The sequence below is a fragment of the Rhodococcus sp. NPDC055112 genome, assembly GCF_053607505.1.
Window position 1 is genome coordinate 25,296 of record NZ_JBSGTR010000038.1, and the last position, 16,178, is coordinate 41,473.

16 protein-coding genes and 1 other RNA gene are annotated in these 16,178 nt (G+C 71.1%); 10 read left to right on the forward strand and 7 right to left on the reverse strand.

Going from position 1 to position 16,178, the window contains the following annotated elements:
• Positions 1 to 4: 4 nt before the first annotated feature.
• Together ACWFRB_RS17010 and ACWFRB_RS17015 are read right to left on the reverse strand one after the other, a co-directional pair.
• Positions 5 to 511, reverse strand: a complete 507-nt coding sequence (locus tag ACWFRB_RS17010) for a low molecular weight protein-tyrosine-phosphatase (RefSeq protein WP_452642288.1) — start codon at positions 509 to 511, stop codon at positions 5 to 7.
• Positions 498 to 1,169, reverse strand: coding sequence for an HAD hydrolase-like protein (locus ACWFRB_RS17015; protein WP_452642289.1), 672 nt, complete (start codon positions 1,167 to 1,169; stop codon positions 498 to 500). The genes ACWFRB_RS17010 and ACWFRB_RS17015 overlap by 14 nt, the downstream gene beginning before the upstream one ends.
• Before the next feature lie 55 nt (positions 1,170 to 1,224).
• Between ACWFRB_RS17015 and cobC the strand changes: the two genes are divergently transcribed.
• Positions 1,225 to 2,259 carry an Rv2231c family pyridoxal phosphate-dependent protein CobC gene (gene cobC / locus ACWFRB_RS17020; protein ID WP_452642290.1) on the forward strand — a complete coding sequence of 345 codons (1,035 nt, stop codon included), beginning with the start codon at positions 1,225 to 1,227 and terminating at the stop codon, positions 2,257 to 2,259.
• The gene (locus ACWFRB_RS17025; protein WP_452642291.1) at positions 2,259 to 3,389 is read left to right on the forward strand and encodes a Nif3-like dinuclear metal center hexameric protein; all 1,131 of its coding nucleotides are present in this window, start codon (positions 2,259 to 2,261) and stop codon (positions 3,387 to 3,389) included. The genes cobC and ACWFRB_RS17025 overlap by 1 nt, the downstream gene beginning before the upstream one ends.
• Here ACWFRB_RS17025 and ACWFRB_RS17030 read toward each other — a convergent pair.
• The gene (locus tag ACWFRB_RS17030) at positions 3,386 to 4,612 is read right to left on the reverse strand and encodes an FAD-dependent monooxygenase (protein WP_452642292.1); all 1,227 of its coding nucleotides are present in this window, start codon (positions 4,610 to 4,612) and stop codon (positions 3,386 to 3,388) included. The genes ACWFRB_RS17025 and ACWFRB_RS17030 overlap by 4 nt on opposite strands.
• A 124-nt stretch (positions 4,613 to 4,736) precedes the next feature.
• On the opposite strand from ACWFRB_RS17030, the gene ACWFRB_RS17035 reads away from it, so the two are divergent.
• The 4 genes from ACWFRB_RS17035 to ACWFRB_RS17050 all read left to right on the forward strand — a co-directional run bounded on the left by ACWFRB_RS17035 (position 4,737) and on the right by ACWFRB_RS17050 (position 9,125).
• The gene (locus ACWFRB_RS17035; RefSeq protein ID WP_452642293.1) at positions 4,737 to 5,441 is read left to right on the forward strand and encodes a TetR/AcrR family transcriptional regulator C-terminal domain-containing protein; all 705 of its coding nucleotides are present in this window, start codon (positions 4,737 to 4,739) and stop codon (positions 5,439 to 5,441) included.
• Positions 5,442 to 5,530: 89 nt separating this feature from the next.
• Positions 5,531 to 6,268: a zinc ribbon domain-containing protein gene (locus ACWFRB_RS17040; protein WP_452642294.1), complete on the forward strand. Its 738-nt coding sequence runs from the start codon at positions 5,531 to 5,533 to the stop codon at positions 6,266 to 6,268.
• Positions 6,269 to 6,321: 53 nt separating this feature from the next.
• Complete coding sequence (locus ACWFRB_RS17045; RefSeq protein WP_452642312.1) at positions 6,322 to 7,431, forward strand: bifunctional RNase H/acid phosphatase; 1,110 nt, start codon at positions 6,322 to 6,324, stop codon at positions 7,429 to 7,431.
• A gap of 299 nt (positions 7,432 to 7,730) precedes the next feature.
• Positions 7,731 to 9,125, forward strand: coding sequence for a dicarboxylate/amino acid:cation symporter (locus tag ACWFRB_RS17050; protein ID WP_452642295.1), 1,395 nt, complete (start codon positions 7,731 to 7,733; stop codon positions 9,123 to 9,125).
• 137 nt (positions 9,126 to 9,262) lie between these two features.
• On the opposite strand, the gene ACWFRB_RS17055 is transcribed toward ACWFRB_RS17050, so the two are convergent.
• Together ACWFRB_RS17055 and ACWFRB_RS17060 are read right to left on the reverse strand one after the other, a co-directional pair.
• Positions 9,263 to 10,501, reverse strand: coding sequence for an SLC13 family permease (locus tag ACWFRB_RS17055; RefSeq protein WP_452642296.1), 1,239 nt, complete (start codon positions 10,499 to 10,501; stop codon positions 9,263 to 9,265).
• 23 nt (positions 10,502 to 10,524) lie between these two features.
• Complete coding sequence (locus ACWFRB_RS17060; RefSeq protein WP_452642297.1) at positions 10,525 to 11,049, reverse strand: DUF1697 domain-containing protein; 525 nt, start codon at positions 11,047 to 11,049, stop codon at positions 10,525 to 10,527.
• An 86-nt stretch (positions 11,050 to 11,135) separates the two neighbouring features.
• Between ACWFRB_RS17060 and rnpB the strand changes: the two genes are divergently transcribed.
• From rnpB to ACWFRB_RS17080, 4 genes are all read left to right on the forward strand, one after another.
• Positions 11,136 to 11,551, forward strand: an RNA gene (gene rnpB / locus ACWFRB_RS17065) — RNase P RNA component class A.
• A gap of 46 nt (positions 11,552 to 11,597) precedes the next feature.
• Positions 11,598 to 12,371, forward strand: coding sequence for a potassium channel family protein (locus ACWFRB_RS17070; protein WP_452642298.1), 774 nt, complete (start codon positions 11,598 to 11,600; stop codon positions 12,369 to 12,371).
• A gap of 296 nt (positions 12,372 to 12,667) precedes the next feature.
• On the forward strand, positions 12,668 to 12,856 hold the full coding sequence (locus ACWFRB_RS17075) for a hypothetical protein (protein WP_452642299.1): 189 nt from the start codon (positions 12,668 to 12,670) through the stop codon (positions 12,854 to 12,856).
• Between the two features lie 46 nt (positions 12,857 to 12,902).
• A complete protein-coding gene (locus ACWFRB_RS17080) occupies positions 12,903 to 14,324 on the forward strand; it encodes an RNB domain-containing ribonuclease (RefSeq protein ID WP_452642300.1) in 1,422 nt (473 codons plus the stop codon).
• On the opposite strand, the gene ACWFRB_RS17085 is transcribed toward ACWFRB_RS17080, so the two are convergent.
• Positions 14,299 to 15,171: a CHAD domain-containing protein gene (locus tag ACWFRB_RS17085; RefSeq protein ID WP_452642301.1), complete on the reverse strand. Its 873-nt coding sequence runs from the start codon at positions 15,169 to 15,171 to the stop codon at positions 14,299 to 14,301. The genes ACWFRB_RS17080 and ACWFRB_RS17085 overlap by 26 nt on opposite strands.
• A 48-nt stretch (positions 15,172 to 15,219) precedes the next feature.
• Positions 15,220 to 16,176: a prolyl aminopeptidase gene (gene pip / locus ACWFRB_RS17090; protein ID WP_452642302.1), complete on the reverse strand. Its 957-nt coding sequence runs from the start codon at positions 16,174 to 16,176 to the stop codon at positions 15,220 to 15,222.
• Positions 16,177 to 16,178: the final 2 nt, after the last annotated feature.

Sequence of the window (16,178 nt, forward strand, 5' to 3'; positions counted from 1 at the left end):
CGATTCAGCGCTGCTCGCGCACCCACTGCAGCAGGCCGGGCACGGCGGCCTCGATCTGCTCGCGCACGAGCTCGAAGTCGGCGCGGTCGCCGTAGTACGGGTCCGGCACCGAGTCGCCGTCCGCGTCCGGGTCGAAGCTGCGCAGCAGCCGCCGCCGCTCCGCGGGCACCCCGAGATGCGCCAGCGCGCGGTCGTGCCCGCTGTCGAGCGCGACGACCAGGTCGGCGTCGAGGTGGTCGCGGTCGACCTGCGCCGCCCGGTGCCCGGTGGGGTAGCCGTGCCCGCGCAGGACCGCGTTGGTGCGGTGGTCGGCCTCGTGCCCGACGTGCCAGTCGCCGGTGCCCGCGCTCGACACCCGGACCCGCGCGTCGAGGCCCGCCTCGCGAAGGTGCCCGAGCAGGATCTTCTCGGCCATCGGGGACCGGCAGATGTTGCCGGTGCAGACGAAGGTGATGTGCAGCGGCGCGTCAGCGACATCCCCCGTCGCTTCGCTCGCCTCAGCAGGCAGCATCGAGGACCCTCCCGAGCTCGTCGACGGTGTCCACCGACCAGCGGGCGCCCTCGGCTTCCTCGGCGGAGCCGTAACCCCAGCCGACGAACACGGTCGGGATGCCCCAGTGCGCGGCGCCGTGCACGTCGTGTTCACGGTCGCCGACCATCACCACGTCGCGGGTGCCGCCGCGCCCCGCGTCGACCGGTTCGATGCCCAGCCCGCGCAGCGCATGCTCGATCACGTCGACCTTGGCGCGGCGCGCGGTGCCGTCGTCGGAGGCCCCTGCGATCACCTCGAAGTGCTCGGCGAGCGCGAAGTGTTCGAGGATCCGGCGCGCGAACCGTTCCGATTTCGATGTCGCGACCGCCAGCCGGGACCCGCGGCTCGCGGCGGCGGTGAGCAGCTCGCCGATGCCGTCGAACACCGCGTTCTCCGCCCAGCCGATCTCGTCGTAGCGCTCGAAGTAGCTGGCCAGGGCGCGCTGGGTGGTCGCCTCGTCGAGCCCGAGCGAGCGCAGGGTGTCCACCATCGGCGGGCCGACGATCCGGTCGAGCACGTCGCCGTCGGGTTCGGGGGCGCCGACCGCGGCCAGCGCGTGCCGGAAGCCGGCCACGATGCCGGGCGCCGAATCGGTCAGGGTGCCGTCGAGGTCGAAGAGTGTCACGCTGGGGCTCACGCCTCCATCCTGCCCGTTGTCCGGTACGGCGACGCGACCGCCATAAACTCCCCTCGTGGACACCCGCTCCCCGCAGTGGACCGACCTGCGGCATCACGGCGACATCGACGCCGAACCCGGACTGCTCGACTTCGCCGTCAACGTGCGCGGCGACGGGCCGCCCGACTGGCTGCGCCGACGCCTCGTCGACGCGCTGGGAACGCTGGGTCGGTACCCGGAGGTCGCGGCGGAGGAGGCCGCGCGGGACCAGGTCGCCGCCCGGCACGGCCGCCGCCGCGAGGAGGTGCTGCTGCTCTCGGGCGGCGCCGAGGGGTTCGCCATGCTGCCGCGGCTGGCGCCCGCGCGGGCGGCGCTGATCCACCCCTCGTTCACCGAGCCCGAGTGGGCGCTGCGGGAGGCGGGCGTCCCGGTCGAGACGGTGCTGCTGGACGAGCCGTACCGGCTGGACCCGGCCGCGGTCCCCGAGGGCGCGGATCTGGTGGTGATCGGTAACCCGACCAACCCGACGTCGGTGCTGCACCCCGCCGCGGACATCCTGGCGCTGCGCAGGCCCGGCCGGATCGTGGTCGTCGACGAGGCGTTCGCGGACGCCGTGCCCGGCGAGCCGGAGTCGCTGGCAGGCCAGTCCCTGCCCGACGTGCTGGTCCTGCGCAGCCTGACCAAGACGTTCGCGCTGGCGGGGCTGCGGTGTGGGTACGTGCTCGGCCCGCCGGAGTTGCTGGCACGCTTGCAGGTCGGGCGGGCGCACTGGCCGCTGGGCAGCCTGCAGGTGGAGGCGATCCGGGCGTGTAGCGAGCCGGATGCCGTCGCGTGGGCGCGCCGCGAGGCCGAGGTGATCGAGGCCGAGCGTGCGGAGATGGTGGCGATGCTGACCGAGGCGGGTGTCGCCGTGCAGCTGCCCGCACGGGGGCCGTTCCTGCTGCTCCTGGTCCCCGACGGCGAGGCGGTGCGGACGCGACTGCGGGACAAGGGGATCGCGGTCCGGCGCTGTGACACGTTCCCCGGCCTCGGCCCCGACCACCTGCGGGTCGCGGTCCGGGAGCCCGCCAAGGCGAGGGTGTTGGTCGACGCGATGAGAGAGGTGCTGTGATGGCCGTTCGGCTGGCCGAGGTGATCGAGGCGCTGGAGCGGGCCTATCCGCCCGCGCTGGCCGAGAGCTGGGACTCTGTCGGCCTGGTGTGCGGCGACCCGGGTGACGAGGTCAGCCGGGTGCTGATCGCCGTCGATGCCACCGAGTCGGTGGTCGAGGAGGCGCTGGCCTGGGGCGCGCAGCTGCTGCTCGTGCACCATCCGTTGCTGCTGCGCGGGGTGGACACCGTCGGTGCGCACACCCCGAAGGGCGCGCTGGTACACCGTCTGATCCGGGCCGGCTGCGCGCTGTACACCGCGCACACCAACGCCGATTCCGCCGACCCGGGGGTGTCCGACGCGCTGGCGCGGGCACTGGGGCTGACGGTGACTGGCCCGCTGGACCCGGCGCCGTCGGAGCCGCTCGACAAGTGGGTGGTGATGGTCCCCATCTCGGACACCGACGCCGTGCGCCGGGCGTTGTTCGACGCCGGTGCGGGCGAGGTCGGGGACTACCGCGACTGCAGCTGGACGGTCACCGGCACCGGACAGTTCCTGCCGGGCGCGGCCGCGAACCCGGCGCTCGGCGAGGTCGGCCGGCTCGAGCGGGTGGCCGAGGACCGGGTGGAGGTGGTGGCCAGGCGGTCGCTGCGACGCCGGGTGCTCGGCGCGCTCCGTGCCGCCCACCCCTACGAGGAGCCGGCCTTCGACGTCCTCGAGCTGGCCGACACCGGGTCGCCGCGGGGCATCGGCCGGATCGGTGAGCTCGCGGCTCCGGAGACGTTGCGCCAGTTCACCGCCCGGGTGCGGGCGGCCCTGCCCGAGACCACCTGGGGAGTGCGCGCGGCGGGAGACCCGGAAACGCCGGTGCGGACCGTGGCGGTGTGCGGCGGATCGGGTGACTCGCTGCTCGGTGTCGCCGCCGCCCGCGGGGTGGATGCCTACGTGACGGCGGACCTGCGTCATCACCCCGCGGACGAGCACCTGCGCGCGGGCGGCCCTGCGCTGGTCGACGTCGCGCATTGGGCCAGCGAGTTCCCCTGGTGCGACCAGGCCAGGGGAGTGCTGGACGCCCGGTTCGCCGGGACCCCCGGGTGGGCGAGCGCCGTCTCCACTGTCCGCACCGACCCGTGGACGCTGGGCGGCTGCTAGCTCGTCGCCCGCACCCGCTCGGGCACGCTCTCGTAGCGGCCGACGTCGATGGCGTTTGCCGCTCGGGTGGACATCCACGCCAGCAGCCGGCTGAGCGGGCCGAAGGTCAGCACCTTGTACATCCGATTTCGCTGGGTGAGCTTCTTCGCGGTCGGCGGGGCGAGGAAGGGGCCGGCGCCCTTGGCGATCTTCTGGCAGGCCGTCGCGTAGCCGCGGATCTGCTCCTCGTACCGCGCGAACGCGGCGCGGTGGTCGCCGTCCGCGGCGGCCAGCTCGGCGGCCAGCACGTAGGCACTGATCAGCGACATGCCCGCACCCATTCCGCCGCAGGTGGCGCCGTAACCGGCATCGCCGATCAGGGCGATCCGGCCCTCGCTGTAGCGGTCCATCTCGACCACGCTGATCGAGTCGAAGTAGAAGCTCGTCGCGGACTCGAGCTCGCGCATCAGGGTCTGCGTCTGCCAGCCGACGCCGGCCATGACGTCGGCGAGTATCCGCTTCTGCTGGTCGATGTCGCGGTGGTCGTAGTCGATGGGGGCCGACTCGAACAGGCACATGACCTCGCACTCGTCGCCGCTCCTGGTGCCGTACGCCATCACGCCGACGCCCGGCTCGTTGTAGAGGACGGTGTCGTCGCCGAGGCCGATCGTGTTGGGCGCGTTGAAGATCGCGACGTAGTAGCCGGACTGGGCGAGGAACCGGGACTCGTCACCGAAGGTCAGCTTGCGGACGTTGGAGTGCAGGCCGTCGGCGCCGATCACCAGGTCGAAGGTGCGCGGTGCGCCGTGCTCGAAGGTGACGTGCACGCCCTCGTCGGTGTCGGTGAGTCCGGTGATCGAGTCGCCGAAGACGTACTCGGTGTAGCCCTCGGTCTTGTCGAAGAGGAGCTGGGCGAGGTCGCCGCGCTGGATCTCGACGTCGCCGCCGGTGAACTCGGGGGGCAGGCTGGCCAGCGTCCGGCCGTCGGCGTCGATGACGTTCAGTCGGCCGCCGGGCGTCCGGAGTTCGCGGATCTCGTCGAGCAGGCCCATTCGGGTCAGCATCTGCAAGTGCGCCGCGCCACGGAAGTCGACAGCCTGGCCGCCCTCGCGCAGCCGCGGCGCGCGCTCGACGACGGTGGCCGAGAAACCGAACCGGTGCAGCCAGAACGCCAGGGCGGGGCCGGCCAGGCTGGCCCCGGAGATGAGGACGTTGCCGCTGCGTGCCGTTGTCGACTCGATCATGGGTGCCTCCATATAGTAAGTGCGAATCGAATTCACTGTGAATGCCGTTCACGATTGAGTGTAGGTTATACACAGTTTCGGTTCGCGGTCAATCGCGGACCGAGGCGGCAACGGAGGAGAACAGATGACCAGGGCATTCGAGCTGTTGTGGCGAGACGAGGAACCCGCGCGCCGGGGGCGGCGCCCGAGCCTGAGCGTCCGCGAGGTGGTCGCGGCCGCCGTCGCCATCGCCGATGCGGGTGGGCTGGATGCGGTGTCGCTGCAGCGGGTGGCCGCCGAGTTCGGGTTCACCACCACCTCGCTGTACCGCTACGTCCCCGACAAGGCGACGCTCCTCACGCTGATGCTGGACGAGGCGATCGGCCCGCCGCCGGATCTGAGCGACATCGAGGGCGGCTGGCGGCCGCGGCTGGAGGCGTGGGCGCGCGAGCTCCACCGCCTGTTCGTGCGGCGCCCCTGGGTGCTCGCGTCGACCGGCGACCAGGGGGTGATGGGCCCGAATCAGCTCGGCTGGATGGACTCGGCGCTGCGGGCATTCGCCGAGACCGGGCTGGCGCACCGCGATGTCCACCAACTGTTCCTGCTGCTCCTCGGGCATGTGCGGGGCGCGGCCGTTCAGGCGGCGTTGCCCGACGCGACGGCCGAGCAATGGCGCGGGGAGTGGCTCGGTTCGGTCTCGTCGATCGTCGATCGGCGCCCCGGCGACTATCCCGCGCTGATCGACGCCATCGACGGCGGCGCATTCGAGCTGGGGGACCGGGACGGGTTCGAACTCGGACTGCGGTGCGTCCTCGACGGAATCGAGGTATTCGTCGGGCGGGTGCGGTGACCGCTGCGGAGCTGTACTGGACACGCCCCGCAGAGCGGTACGGTAGCGGGGCCAATAACCCCACTCAGCACAAGCAGGAGCCCGCCCGCGTGAACGTCGAACCCCGGATTCAGGCCAAGCTGCTCGACCTCGCCGCGGTGGATACCGAGCTGGCCAGGATCGCGCACCGCCGCCGGACGCTGCCCGAGCAGGACGAGGTGCAGCGCCTCGAGTCCGACCGCGTGGCGCGCAAGGACGCCGCGGTCGCGGTGGAGATCGTCCTCGACGACCTGGATCGGGACATCAAGAAGCTCGAGGGCGAGGTGGACGCCGTCCGCCAGCGCGAGGAGCGCGACAGGAAGCTGCTGCAGGGCGGCACCGTCGGGGCCAAGCAGCTCACCGAGCTGGAGCACGAGCTCGGCAGCCTCGAGCGCAGGCAGTCGATCCTCGAGGACGAACTGCTCGAGGTGATGGAGCGTCGCGAGGCCTCGCAGTCCGACTACGAGCACGCGGGCGCGCAGCTGAGCCAGATCGATGACGCCCTCATCGACGCAAACCGTCGCCGCGACGACGCCGCCGCCGACCTCGACGCGGCCGAGCAGCGGTGCGTGAGTGACCGAGCCGCGCTCGAGTCGGAGTTCCCGGCCGACCTGCTGGCCATCTACGACCGTCAGCGGTCGGCAGGCGGCCCCGGTGCCGCGCTGCTGCAGGCCCGCCGGTGCGGCGCCTGCCGGATCGAGATCGACCGCGGCGAGATCTCCCGCATCGCCAAGGCCGATCCCGAGACGCTGATCCGCTGCCCCGAGTGCAACGCGATCATGGTGCGTACCAAGGAATCCGGTCTGTGACTGCGCCCTTGGGTCGCTCCGCGGGCTCCGCTCCTGCGCCCGGGGGTCGCTCCGTGGGTCACGTTTTCGTCGAGGCGGACGGCGGCTCACGCGGGAACCCGGGACCGGCCGGCTACGGCGCGGTCGTTTTCGACTCCGACCACGACCGGGTGCTGGCCGAGCGCGGCGAGTCCATCGGCATCGCGACCAACAACGTCGCCGAGTACCGCGGGCTGATCGCGGGGCTGGCCGCAGCCGCGGAACTCGGCGCCGGCTCGGTGTCGGTGCGGATGGACTCGAAGCTGGTCGTCGAGCAGATGTCCGGGCGCTGGCAGGTCAAGCACCCGGACATGAAGCCGCTCGCCCGGCAGGCGGGCGAACTGGCCGCCGGTTTCGACCGGGTGGACTACACGTGGATCCCGCGGGCCGAGAACTCGCACGCCGACCGGCTCGCGAACGAGGCGATGGACGGGCAGCCGACGAACCTGACGGCCCCAGCCTCGGCGGCGCTCACGGAGGAAACCGAGAAGCAGGCAGCCGCCCCCGTGTCGCCGGGATGGACCGGCGCTCTGGGGAAGCCGACCAGGATGCTGCTGCTGCGGCACGGCCAGACCGCGCTGTCGGTCGAGCGCCGCTACTCTGGCCGCGGCAACCCGGAGCTGACCGATCTCGGTCTGGCGCAGGCCCGCGCGGCGGCGAAGCGGATCGGCGAGCGTGGCGGCATCACGGCGGTCCTGTCGTCGCCGCTGGGTCGGGCACGGCAGACAGCCGAGGCGGTGGCCGCCGAGCTGTCGCTGCCGGTCCGGGTCCACGAGGGGCTGATCGAGACGGATTTCGGTGACTGGGAGGGATTGACCTTCGGGGAGGCGTCCGCACGCGACCCCGAGTTGCATCGCCGGTGGATCTCCGACACCTCCGTCCGGCCGCCCGGCGGCGAGAGCTTCGACGAGGTGCGGGCGCGCATCGAGCGGGCACGCGACGAACTCATGGCCGAGTTCCCCGGTGCGAACCTGCTGCTGGTCTCGCACGTCACGCCGATCAAGACCCTGCTGCAGATGGCGCTTGATGTCGGGCCGTCGCTGCTCTACCGGCTGCACCTGGACCTGGCCTCGCTGTCCATCGCCGAGTTCTACCCCGACGGCGGCGCATCGGTGCGCCTCGTCAACGACACCTCGCACCTGTAGTGCGGCCGCGCCACCGTGAGTGTGTTCTACCCCTGTCGGGGTGCAACACACTCACCGGCGCGCGGCGCGTTTCTTAGCGGGAGTAACATGCTCCGGGTGAACTCGCTGCTGACCAGTCGACGGTATGTCGACAACTGTCTGCAGGCGAGCGCTGTCTGTATGCGCTGACCCATCCATTCCCGCCACCCGGTCGACGTCTGTCCCGGGCCCGGCGTCCGTCAGCACTCCCCGCGCACCCACCCACCCACGCTCGAACGAGCGTGCCTGCTGCTGCGCACCCATCACGAAAGGTCCGTCACATGTCGGCCCCCACCCTCGCCCGCACCAGGCGCCTGCCCGGCTGGGCAACCTCCTTCGGTCCCCAGATCGTCGTCGGCCTCATCGCCGGTGTCCTCATCGGACTGCTGGCCCGCTCGATGCCCCTCGCCGACGACGGCAGTCCCAACTGGCTGACCGGCACGGTCACGACCATCGGTTCGAGCTACGTCGCGCTGCTGACCGTGGCCGTGATCCCGCTGGTCTTCACGGCGATCGTCAGCTCCATCGCCAACCTCCGCCAGGTGGCCAACGCCGCCCGTCTCGCCGTCCAGACGCTGCTGTGGTTCGCGATCACCGCGTTCATCGCGGTGCTGATCGGCATCGCGGTCGGGCTGATCACCCAGCCCGGCTCGAACACGTCCGTCAATCCCGACGACGCCGCGGTCCCGAAGGGGTCCGGCTCCTGGTGGGCGTTCCTGACCGGCCTGGTGCCGCAGAACTTCCTCGCCCTCGGCGCGAAGACGACGGTCACGGACGCGGGTGCCGCGACCACGTCGCTGAGCTTCAACGTCCTGCAGTTGCTGGTCATCGCGATCGCGGTCGGGATCGCGGCGCTCAAGGTGGGGAAGAAGGCCGAGCCGTTCCTGGAGCTGAACGCCTCGTTGCTCGCGATCGTGCAGAAGGTGCTCTGGTGGATCATCCGGCTCGCGCCGATCGGCACCGCCGCGCTGATCGCCAAGGCCGTGGCCACCTACGGGTGGGACGCGATCGGGCAGCTGGGTGTGTTCACCCTGGCCGTCTACATAGGCCTGGCCATCGTCTTCTTCGTCGTGTACCCGATTCTCGTTCGCGTGCACGGGCTCTCGGTCAAGCAGTTCTTCTCCGGCGTGTGGCCGGCCACCCAGCTCGGCTTCGTGTCGCGGTCCTCGATCGGCACCCTGCCGCTGACCGAGCGGGTCACCGAGCGCAACCTGGGCGTTCCGCGTGAGTACGCGTCGTTTGCGGTGCCGCTCGGCGCGACCACCAAGATGGACGGCTGCGCCGCGATCTACCCGGCCATCGCCGCGATCTTCGTGGCCCAGTTCTACGGCATCGATCTGACCCTGACGGACTACCTGCTGATCGTCGTGGTCTCGGTGATCGGTTCGGCCGCCACCGCGGGCACCACCGGCGCCACCGTGATGCTCACGCTGACCCTGTCCACCCTTGGTCTGCCGCTCGCGGGTGTCGGGCTGTTGCTGGCCGTCGAGCCGATCGTCGACATGGGCCGCACAGCGCTCAACGTCACCGGGCAGGCGCTGGTCCCGACCATCGTCGCCAAGCGGGAGGGGATCCTCGACGAGGAGCTCTACAACGCGCCCCGCAACGGCGACCCGTTCGCCGACGAGGACCCCGATCTGCCGCCGTCCGCGGAGAAGGTGTCCGTGACCGTCTGACCGGACCCCGCGGGAACGTCCCCGACGCGAAGCGCCCGTCTCCCTGTTGTGGAGGCGGGCGCTTCGTGTTCTCGGGCGACCGCGTCAGGACGCGTCCGGGCCGGTGAGGCGCTCCGCCCGCGCCCGCCCCTGCGGTGTCAGAGCGCCAGCCACAGCGCGGCGACGGCGCCGACGATGGTCAGGGGAGTGCTGATCAGGCCGAGCATCGTGAAGGTCTTCAGCGTCGGCGGCTGCCCACACCGGGTCGCGACCCGGCGCCAAAGCAGCGTTGCCAGGGACCCGGTGTAGGTCAGGTTCGGCCCGAGGTTCACGCCGATCAGCATCGCCAGGAGCAGTCCGGTCGGTGCGCCCGGCCCGAGGGCGCCGATCATCAGAAGGGTGGCGGGCAGGTTGTTGATCAGGTTCGCGGCGATCGCGGCGACGGAAGCCGTCACCAGCAGGGCGGTGAACGACTCGGAATGTGGCAGTAGGGCTCCGACCCAGTCGCCGACCTCCCCGTCGGTCAGGGGAGCGACGAGGATCCCCAGCGCGAGCACGAACACCGCGAAGTAGGGATCGGCCGCCGCGAGCATCGACCGCGGCCTGGTGCGCCCCTCCTTCAGCGCGGGCACACCGAGCAGGACCGCGCCGGCGACCGCGATCCACACCGGGGCCACCCCGATCAGGCCGGACAGCGCGAAGCCCAGCAGGGTCAGACCCAGGACCGTCAGGGCCCAGCGCGGCGCCGGCGCGAGCCGGGTCGGCGTCGGTGTCGGGGCCGGTTCCGACGGTGCGGCGAGGTCGCGCGCGAAGAAGAGCCGGAACACCGCGAACTCCACGGCGATCGCGAAGAACCACGGCAAGGCCATCAGGGAGGCGAAGTGGAGGAAGCCGAGGCCCGTCGCCGAAAAGGCCAGCAGGTTCGTCAGGTTCGAGACCGGCAACAGCGTCGATGCCGAGTTGGCCAGGTGCGCCGCGGCATAGTTCACCGGGCGCGCCGAGATGCCCATCCTCGTCGCGGTTGCCAGGATCGCGGGCGTCAACAGCACCACAGTGGCGTCCAGGCTCAATACCGCGGTGGTGACCGCGCAGGCGGCGAATGCCAGGCCCAGCAGCCGCTTCGGGCGACCCCGAGAACCGCGCCGCAGGACCGACGCGGTCCACGTGAAGACGCCGTTCGCGTCCGCGAGGTGGGCGAGCACGAGGATCGCGGCGAGGAACGCCACGGTCGGACCGAGCGCGCGCACCTCCTCCATCGCCTGCGCAGGGGTGATCGCCCCGACGGCCACCACGATCACGGCGGCGGGCGCGGCGACGGCCGCCTCGGGCAGTCCGTGCGGACGGAGGATCGCGGCGGCCAGCACCAGGGCGACGAGGGCGCCGACGAGCCAGATCATTCGGCGAGTACCTCAGCCGACCGTCACAACAGCTTGCGCAGCGTGCGCAGGTTCCGGTTGGTCGTCGTCGACTTGTACTTGGCCTTGGCGCTGAGCTTTCCGAACGGGCTCTGCAGGGTCTGGCCGCGTTCGACATGCCAGTACAGGACGCCGTCGCCGAGCGCGACCGCCTCGTCGCCGAGCGCCAGAGACTGTGCGGCGGCGAACATGTCGTCCAGTGACGCCGGGTCCGAGGACAGCAGGACGTACGGGTGCCACCCGTCCCTGTCGGCCTCGAACGGGAAGCCCTCGACGATCGCGGTCAGGCTCTGGTGGTCCACCAGCACGATCCAGGCGTCGTAGCCGAACCTCTCCCGCAGGCAGGCCTCGACATCGGACTTGATCGCCTCCCGGTCCGTGCGGTCGGAGTCGAAAAGCACATTGCCCGAGGCCAATACGGTCTTGACGTTGTCGAAACCGAGGCCGGAGATCGCGTCCTTGAGGTCCGCCATCTTGATGTTGATCCCGCCGACATTGATGCCCCGCAGCAACGCGATGTATCTGGCCATGGCTAGACCGTAGACAGTCGACGTCGGTCAAACAAGCGTTCGAGTGTCGGAAACGTGCGCGGCAGGCAGTAGTCTGTAGCGGCGGACGAGTTGGTCGGGCGGCCGCGGCTCGGGGAACCGTGCGCTCGCGCGCGCAGGCCCAGGGCCGAGGAAAGTCCGGACTCCACAGAGCAGGGCGGTTGCTAACGGCAACCCGGGGTGACCCGCGGGACAGTGCCACAGAGAACAGACCGCCGGCGCGTGAGCGTCGGTGAGGGTGAAACGGTGCGGTAAGAGCGCACCAGCACCCCAGGTGACTGGGGTGGCTAGGTAAACCCCGCCCGGAGCAAGGTCGAAGGCCGCACCTTCTCGAAGGTGCGGCTGCGCAGGTGTTCGAGGGCTGCTCGCCCGAGCCTGCGGGTGGACCGCTCGAGGTACCCGGCAACGGTGTGCCCAGATGGATGGTCGCCACCCGGCGCCTCGGCGCCGGGGACAGGATCCGGCTTACAGACCAACTCGTCCGCCCACTTACCGAGAATGTGCGGGTCGGCAGTCGTTACTCTCTGCCGATGACATTGCTCAAGTCGTCGAGGGACGCCTTCCTCACTGTCGCCTCGCTCGTCTTCCTCGGGGCCTACGCGCTCCCGATCCTGGTGGTGGGACTGGCGCCAGGAATGCGGCTCCTCTGCGACGTCACGATGATCGTCACGTGGATCGCCTTCGCGCTCGACTACGGCGACCGGCTCGTGCGGGCGCGCGAGAGATGGGCCTTCGTCCGGGCCAACCTCTTCGAACTGGTGGCGCTGCTGCTCCCGGTGCTGCGTCCGCTGCGCCTGGTGGTGGTGCTGGCCGCGCTCAGCCGCAGCATGGCCGGATCGTTTCGGGGCAGGGTCGGCGCATACGTGGTCGGCGGGGCCGGGCTGTTGGTGTTCTGCGCCGCCCTCGCGGTCCTCGACGCCGAACGTGCCAATCCGGACGCGAACATCACCGGGTTCGGGGACGCGCTCTGGTGGGGGGTGACGACGGTGACCACCGTCGGCTACGGGGATCGGTACCCCACCACGGCGGAGGGCCGCCTGATCGCGTTCGGGCTGATGCTCGGCGGCGTCGCGCTGCTCGGTGTCGTCACCGCGTCCCTGGCCTCGTGGTTCGTCGAACGGGTCGCCGCGGCCCAGGAGGACGGGGCAAAGCACGCCACCGACGAGATCCACCGGCTCACCGCTGAGGTCGCAGACCTGAACCGGCGGCTGGCGGAGCAGACCGGAGCGGCGAGCGCACAAAAAGATGCCCCCGCCGAATCGGCGGGGGCATCTTTGGTGACGACCGACCTTAGACCGGGTTGACGACCAGGGTGGTCGCCCAGTGCTGGGCGGCGTCCGCTCCGAGATGCGGGAGGAGGGCATCGTAGAGCAGGTAAGACATGGGGGCCATGCGGGTGATTCTCCATTTCATACGGGTTGAGGCGGTGCAGCGCGGATACTCTCGAATCCTGGATACGGGTGCGGTGGATGTGACACGCCGTACCCTGCCGAGCGTAAGAGTCTCATGCTTGCGTGCAGTCCTCAAGCGAACGGGCCGAAAAGATTTCGAGTCGGCGGTTCGGATGGTGAGGGTCCCGGGAACCGGGCACACTGAAGGCATGACTGAGGACGAAGAGCACCTCTGGTACTACTGCGTGTCGGACGGCTCGGTGCGTCAGGGCAAGGACGCCCGCGGGCTCGACCGGATGGGCCCCTATCCCGATCGCGAGACCGCCGCGCGGGCGTTGGAGATCGCGGCCGAGCGCAACAAGGCCGCGGACAAGGCCGAGGACGACTGGAACAACTGACGGTCGGCCGCGCGGTCAGCGCGAGCCACTACGCTCGGCAGTTGTGATGACGCGTATCTCTGCCCGCGGGATCGACTTCGGTGCCATCCGGACCGACTTCTCGCTGACCGCCGACTTCCCTCCGAGGGCCATGGCGGAGGCGGAATCCGCGGTCGACCGATATGCGGTCGAGCGCGCGGACCGAACCGACCTGGCGCTGGTCACGATCGACCCGCCGACGTCCATGGACCTCGACCAGGCCCTGCACCTCGAGCGCACGCCCACCGGGTTCGTCCTGCACTACGCGATCGCCGACGTCGCGGCCGTCGTGGTCCCCGGCGGGGACCTGGACGCGGAGGTCAGGCGGCGCGGCCAGACCTTCTACCTGCCGGACGGGTCGCTGCCGTTGCACCCGCGGGTGATGTCCGAGGGTGCGGCCAGCTTGCTCCCTGATCTGGTGCGGCCTGCCGCGCTGTGGCGGATCGAGCTCGACGAGCGGGCGGAGCCGATCTCGGTCGAGGTCTCCCGCGCCCTGGTGCGTTCGGTCGCGCGGTTCGACTACGCAGGGGTGCAGGCGGATTCGGAGTCCGGCTCGTTGCATCCCTCGATCGCGGCGCTGCCCGAGTTCGGCAAGCTGCGACTCGCGTCCGCGATCGACCGCGGCGCGATCGAGCTCAAGCTGCCCGAGCAGGAGGTGGTCGGCGACGGCGACGGGTGGCGGCTCGAGCTGCAGCCGCGCACCGAGGCCGACGACTGGAACGCGGAGGTGTCGCTGCTGACCGGGATGTGTGCGGCGAAGCTGATGATCGACGCCGGCGTCGGACTGCTGCGCACCCTGCCCGCCCCGGCGCCGGGTGCGGTCGCGGCACTGCGCAGGGCCGCGACCGCCCTCGGCATGGACTGGCCGAAGCAGGTCCCGGTCGGCGAGTTCCTCGCGGGCCTGGAAGCGAACACGCCCGCGACGCTGGTGATGATGACCGAGGCGACCTCGCTGCTGCGCGGTGCGGGCTACGCCGCGTTCGACGGCGAGGTGCCGGAGTTGGTCACGCATTCCGGGATCGGTGCCCCGTACGCCCACGTGACGGCGCCGCTGCGGCGCCTCTCGGACCGGTTCAGTACCGAGGTGTGCCTGGCGATCTGCGCGGGAACACCGGTGCCGCAATGGGTTCGCGACGCCCTGCCCTCCCTGTCCGATCTGATGAGGGGCTCGGACACGTTGGCCAACAAGGTCGATCGGGCCTGCGTGGACCTCACGGAGGCCACCTTGCTCGCCGGCCGCGAGGGCGAGGTGTTCGACGCGGTGGTGCTGCGCGGGGTGGACGGCAAGCGGGAGGCCGAGGTCTTCGCGCCGCAGGCGACGGTGATCGGCAAGTGTCTCGGTGATCCGCCGGAGGGCGAGGCGGTGTCCGTACGCCTGGTTCAGGCCGATGTCACCGCGCGGACGGTGAAGTTCGGCTACCCGGCTACAGCTTCCGGCTCGCAGAGCTGATCTTGCGCACCAGCTTTCGAGACCGCGGCACGGCGCGTCGGACCCGGTCGGCCTCGACGGCGGTCAGCACGCCGTAGGTGAAGGTGTCCTCACCCGCCCCGCGGGCCAGGTCGGCCGCGACGAGCAGTCGAGACCGTGCGACCACGGAATCGTGGTGTTCGCCGAGCACGGTCTGTAGCTTCTTCGCCGCCTTGCCCGCCCGCACGGGCGAGGGACGGGTGGATGCGGCCGCCTCGGCGGCGTACCGGAGCGCCTTGGCACGCTTGCGGACCGTGTGCAGGCGCTCCGGCGTCGGTTCGCCGGCGCCCCGTGCGGTGAGTCCAGCCTTACGCGCGGCCTTGCGTAGCTTGCGACGGGCCCGGTGCAGCCCGAATGGGACCGCGTCCGCCCGGTACGGGGGCGCCGCGAGCAGGGCGTCCAGCGAGGCCAGGAGCGCCTCGTAGCGGGTGCCGTCCAGCGCGGCGACCGCCTCGGTGTGCGCGTCGCGGTAGGCGAGCTCGTTCGCCGCCACCAGGCGGTGGCGGACGGGCCCGCGCACCAGTTCGGGCGGCTGCGAGTCGAGCAGGTCGCGAAACCGCTCGGCCATCACCTCGGCGTCCCTGGCGTTGCCGAGAACCGTACCCAGCCATCGGAGTTCGGCCCGCACGCCGTCGGTCGCGCCGTCCGGGAACAGCGATCGGTAGCTGCCGAGCACGCTACGCAGGCGCCGCGTCGACACCCGCATCTGGTGCACCGAGTCGAACTCGTCGCGGCGCACCTCGTCGGCGCGCGCATCGAGTTCGTCGGCGTGATCGCGCAACGCCGCCAGCACGGCCGTGGTCCCGTCCGATGTGCGCCCCTTGCCCATACCTCAGGTCTACCCGCCCGCGTCCGTCGCTGTCGAGAGTTGCGCGCGTCAGCCGCGAAAGGCGTCGGTCGACTCGACCAGGTGATGGGTGATCCCCGGCTCGTTGGCGGCGTGCCCGGCGTCGTCGACGATCACGAGTCGGGCCGACGGCCAGGCCCGGTGCAGGGCCCACGCGCTGGTCGCCGGGCACACCACGTCGTACCGGCCCTGCACGATCACCGCCGGGATCGTCTCGATCGCGGCGATGTCGCGGAGCAGCTGGCCTTCCGCGAGGAATCCGTGATTGCGGAAGTAGTGGTTCTCGATCCGCGCGAACGCCAGTGCGAAGCGCGGCTCCGCGGATTCCTCGACCCGTGCGGGCCGGGGCAACAGCGAACTGGTGGCACCCTCCCATGTGGACCAGGCGACTGCGGCAGCAAGCGCGACGTCGGCGTCGGGGGAGTGCAGCAGGCGGTGGTAGGCCTCGACGAGGTCGCCGCCCCGCTCGGCCTCGGGCACCGGGGCGAGGAAGCCCTCCCACAGGTCGGGGTAGATCGCGCTCGCGCCGCCGTTGTAGTACCAGTCGATCTCGCTGCGGCGCAGCAGGAACACCCCGCGCAGCACCAGCTCGGTGACCCTTTCCGGGTTGGCCTGCGCGTACGCCAGCGCCAGCGTCGAACCCCAGGAACCGCCGAAGACCTGCCAACGCTGCACCCCGAGATACGTGCGCAGCGCCTCGATGTCGGCGAGGAGGTGCTCCGTGGTGTTCACCGACAGGTCCGCGCCGTCGGCGACGTGCGGGGTCGAACGCCCGCACCCGCGCTGATCGAACAGCACGATCAGGTAGGCGTCGGGGTCGAAGAACCGGCGGTGGTCTGCGGTGGTGCCGCCGCCGGGCCCGCCGTGCAGGAACACGACGGGTTTGCCTGCGGGGTTGCCGCTGACCTCCCAGTAGATGCGCTGCCCGTCGCCGACGTCGAGGTGCCCGGCGCGGTGCGGCTCGATCTCGGGGTACAGGTCCCGCATCG

Excerpts from the sequence above, each read along its gene's own strand:
- ACWFRB_RS17010 (WP_452642288.1), bottom strand. The coding sequence starts at position 511 with ATGCTGCCTGCTGAGGCGAGCGAAGCGACGGGGGATGTCGCTGACGCG.
- ACWFRB_RS17030 (WP_452642292.1), bottom strand. The coding sequence starts at position 4,612 with ATGATCGAGTCGACAACGGCACGCAGCGGCAACGTCCTCATCTCCGGG.
- ACWFRB_RS17035 (WP_452642293.1), top strand. The coding sequence starts at position 4,737 with ATGACCAGGGCATTCGAGCTGTTGTGGCGAGACGAGGAACCCGCGCGC.
- ACWFRB_RS17070 (WP_452642298.1), top strand. The coding sequence starts at position 11,598 with ATGACATTGCTCAAGTCGTCGAGGGACGCCTTCCTCACTGTCGCCTCG.
- pip (WP_452642302.1), bottom strand. The coding sequence starts at position 16,176 with ATGCGGGACCTGTACCCCGAGATCGAGCCGCACCGCGCCGGGCACCTC.
- ACWFRB_RS17025 (WP_452642291.1), top strand. The coding sequence starts at position 2,259 with ATGGCCGTTCGGCTGGCCGAGGTGATCGAGGCGCTGGAGCGGGCCTAT.
- ACWFRB_RS17060 (WP_452642297.1), bottom strand. The coding sequence starts at position 11,049 with ATGGCCAGATACATCGCGTTGCTGCGGGGCATCAATGTCGGCGGGATC.
- ACWFRB_RS17075 (WP_452642299.1), top strand. The coding sequence starts at position 12,668 with ATGACTGAGGACGAAGAGCACCTCTGGTACTACTGCGTGTCGGACGGC.
- ACWFRB_RS17050 (WP_452642295.1), top strand. The coding sequence starts at position 7,731 with ATGTCGGCCCCCACCCTCGCCCGCACCAGGCGCCTGCCCGGCTGGGCA.
- ACWFRB_RS17055 (WP_452642296.1), bottom strand. The coding sequence starts at position 10,501 with ATGATCTGGCTCGTCGGCGCCCTCGTCGCCCTGGTGCTGGCCGCCGCG.
- ACWFRB_RS17085 (WP_452642301.1), bottom strand. The coding sequence starts at position 15,171 with ATGGGCAAGGGGCGCACATCGGACGGGACCACGGCCGTGCTGGCGGCG.
- ACWFRB_RS17080 (WP_452642300.1), top strand. The coding sequence starts at position 12,903 with ATGACGCGTATCTCTGCCCGCGGGATCGACTTCGGTGCCATCCGGACC.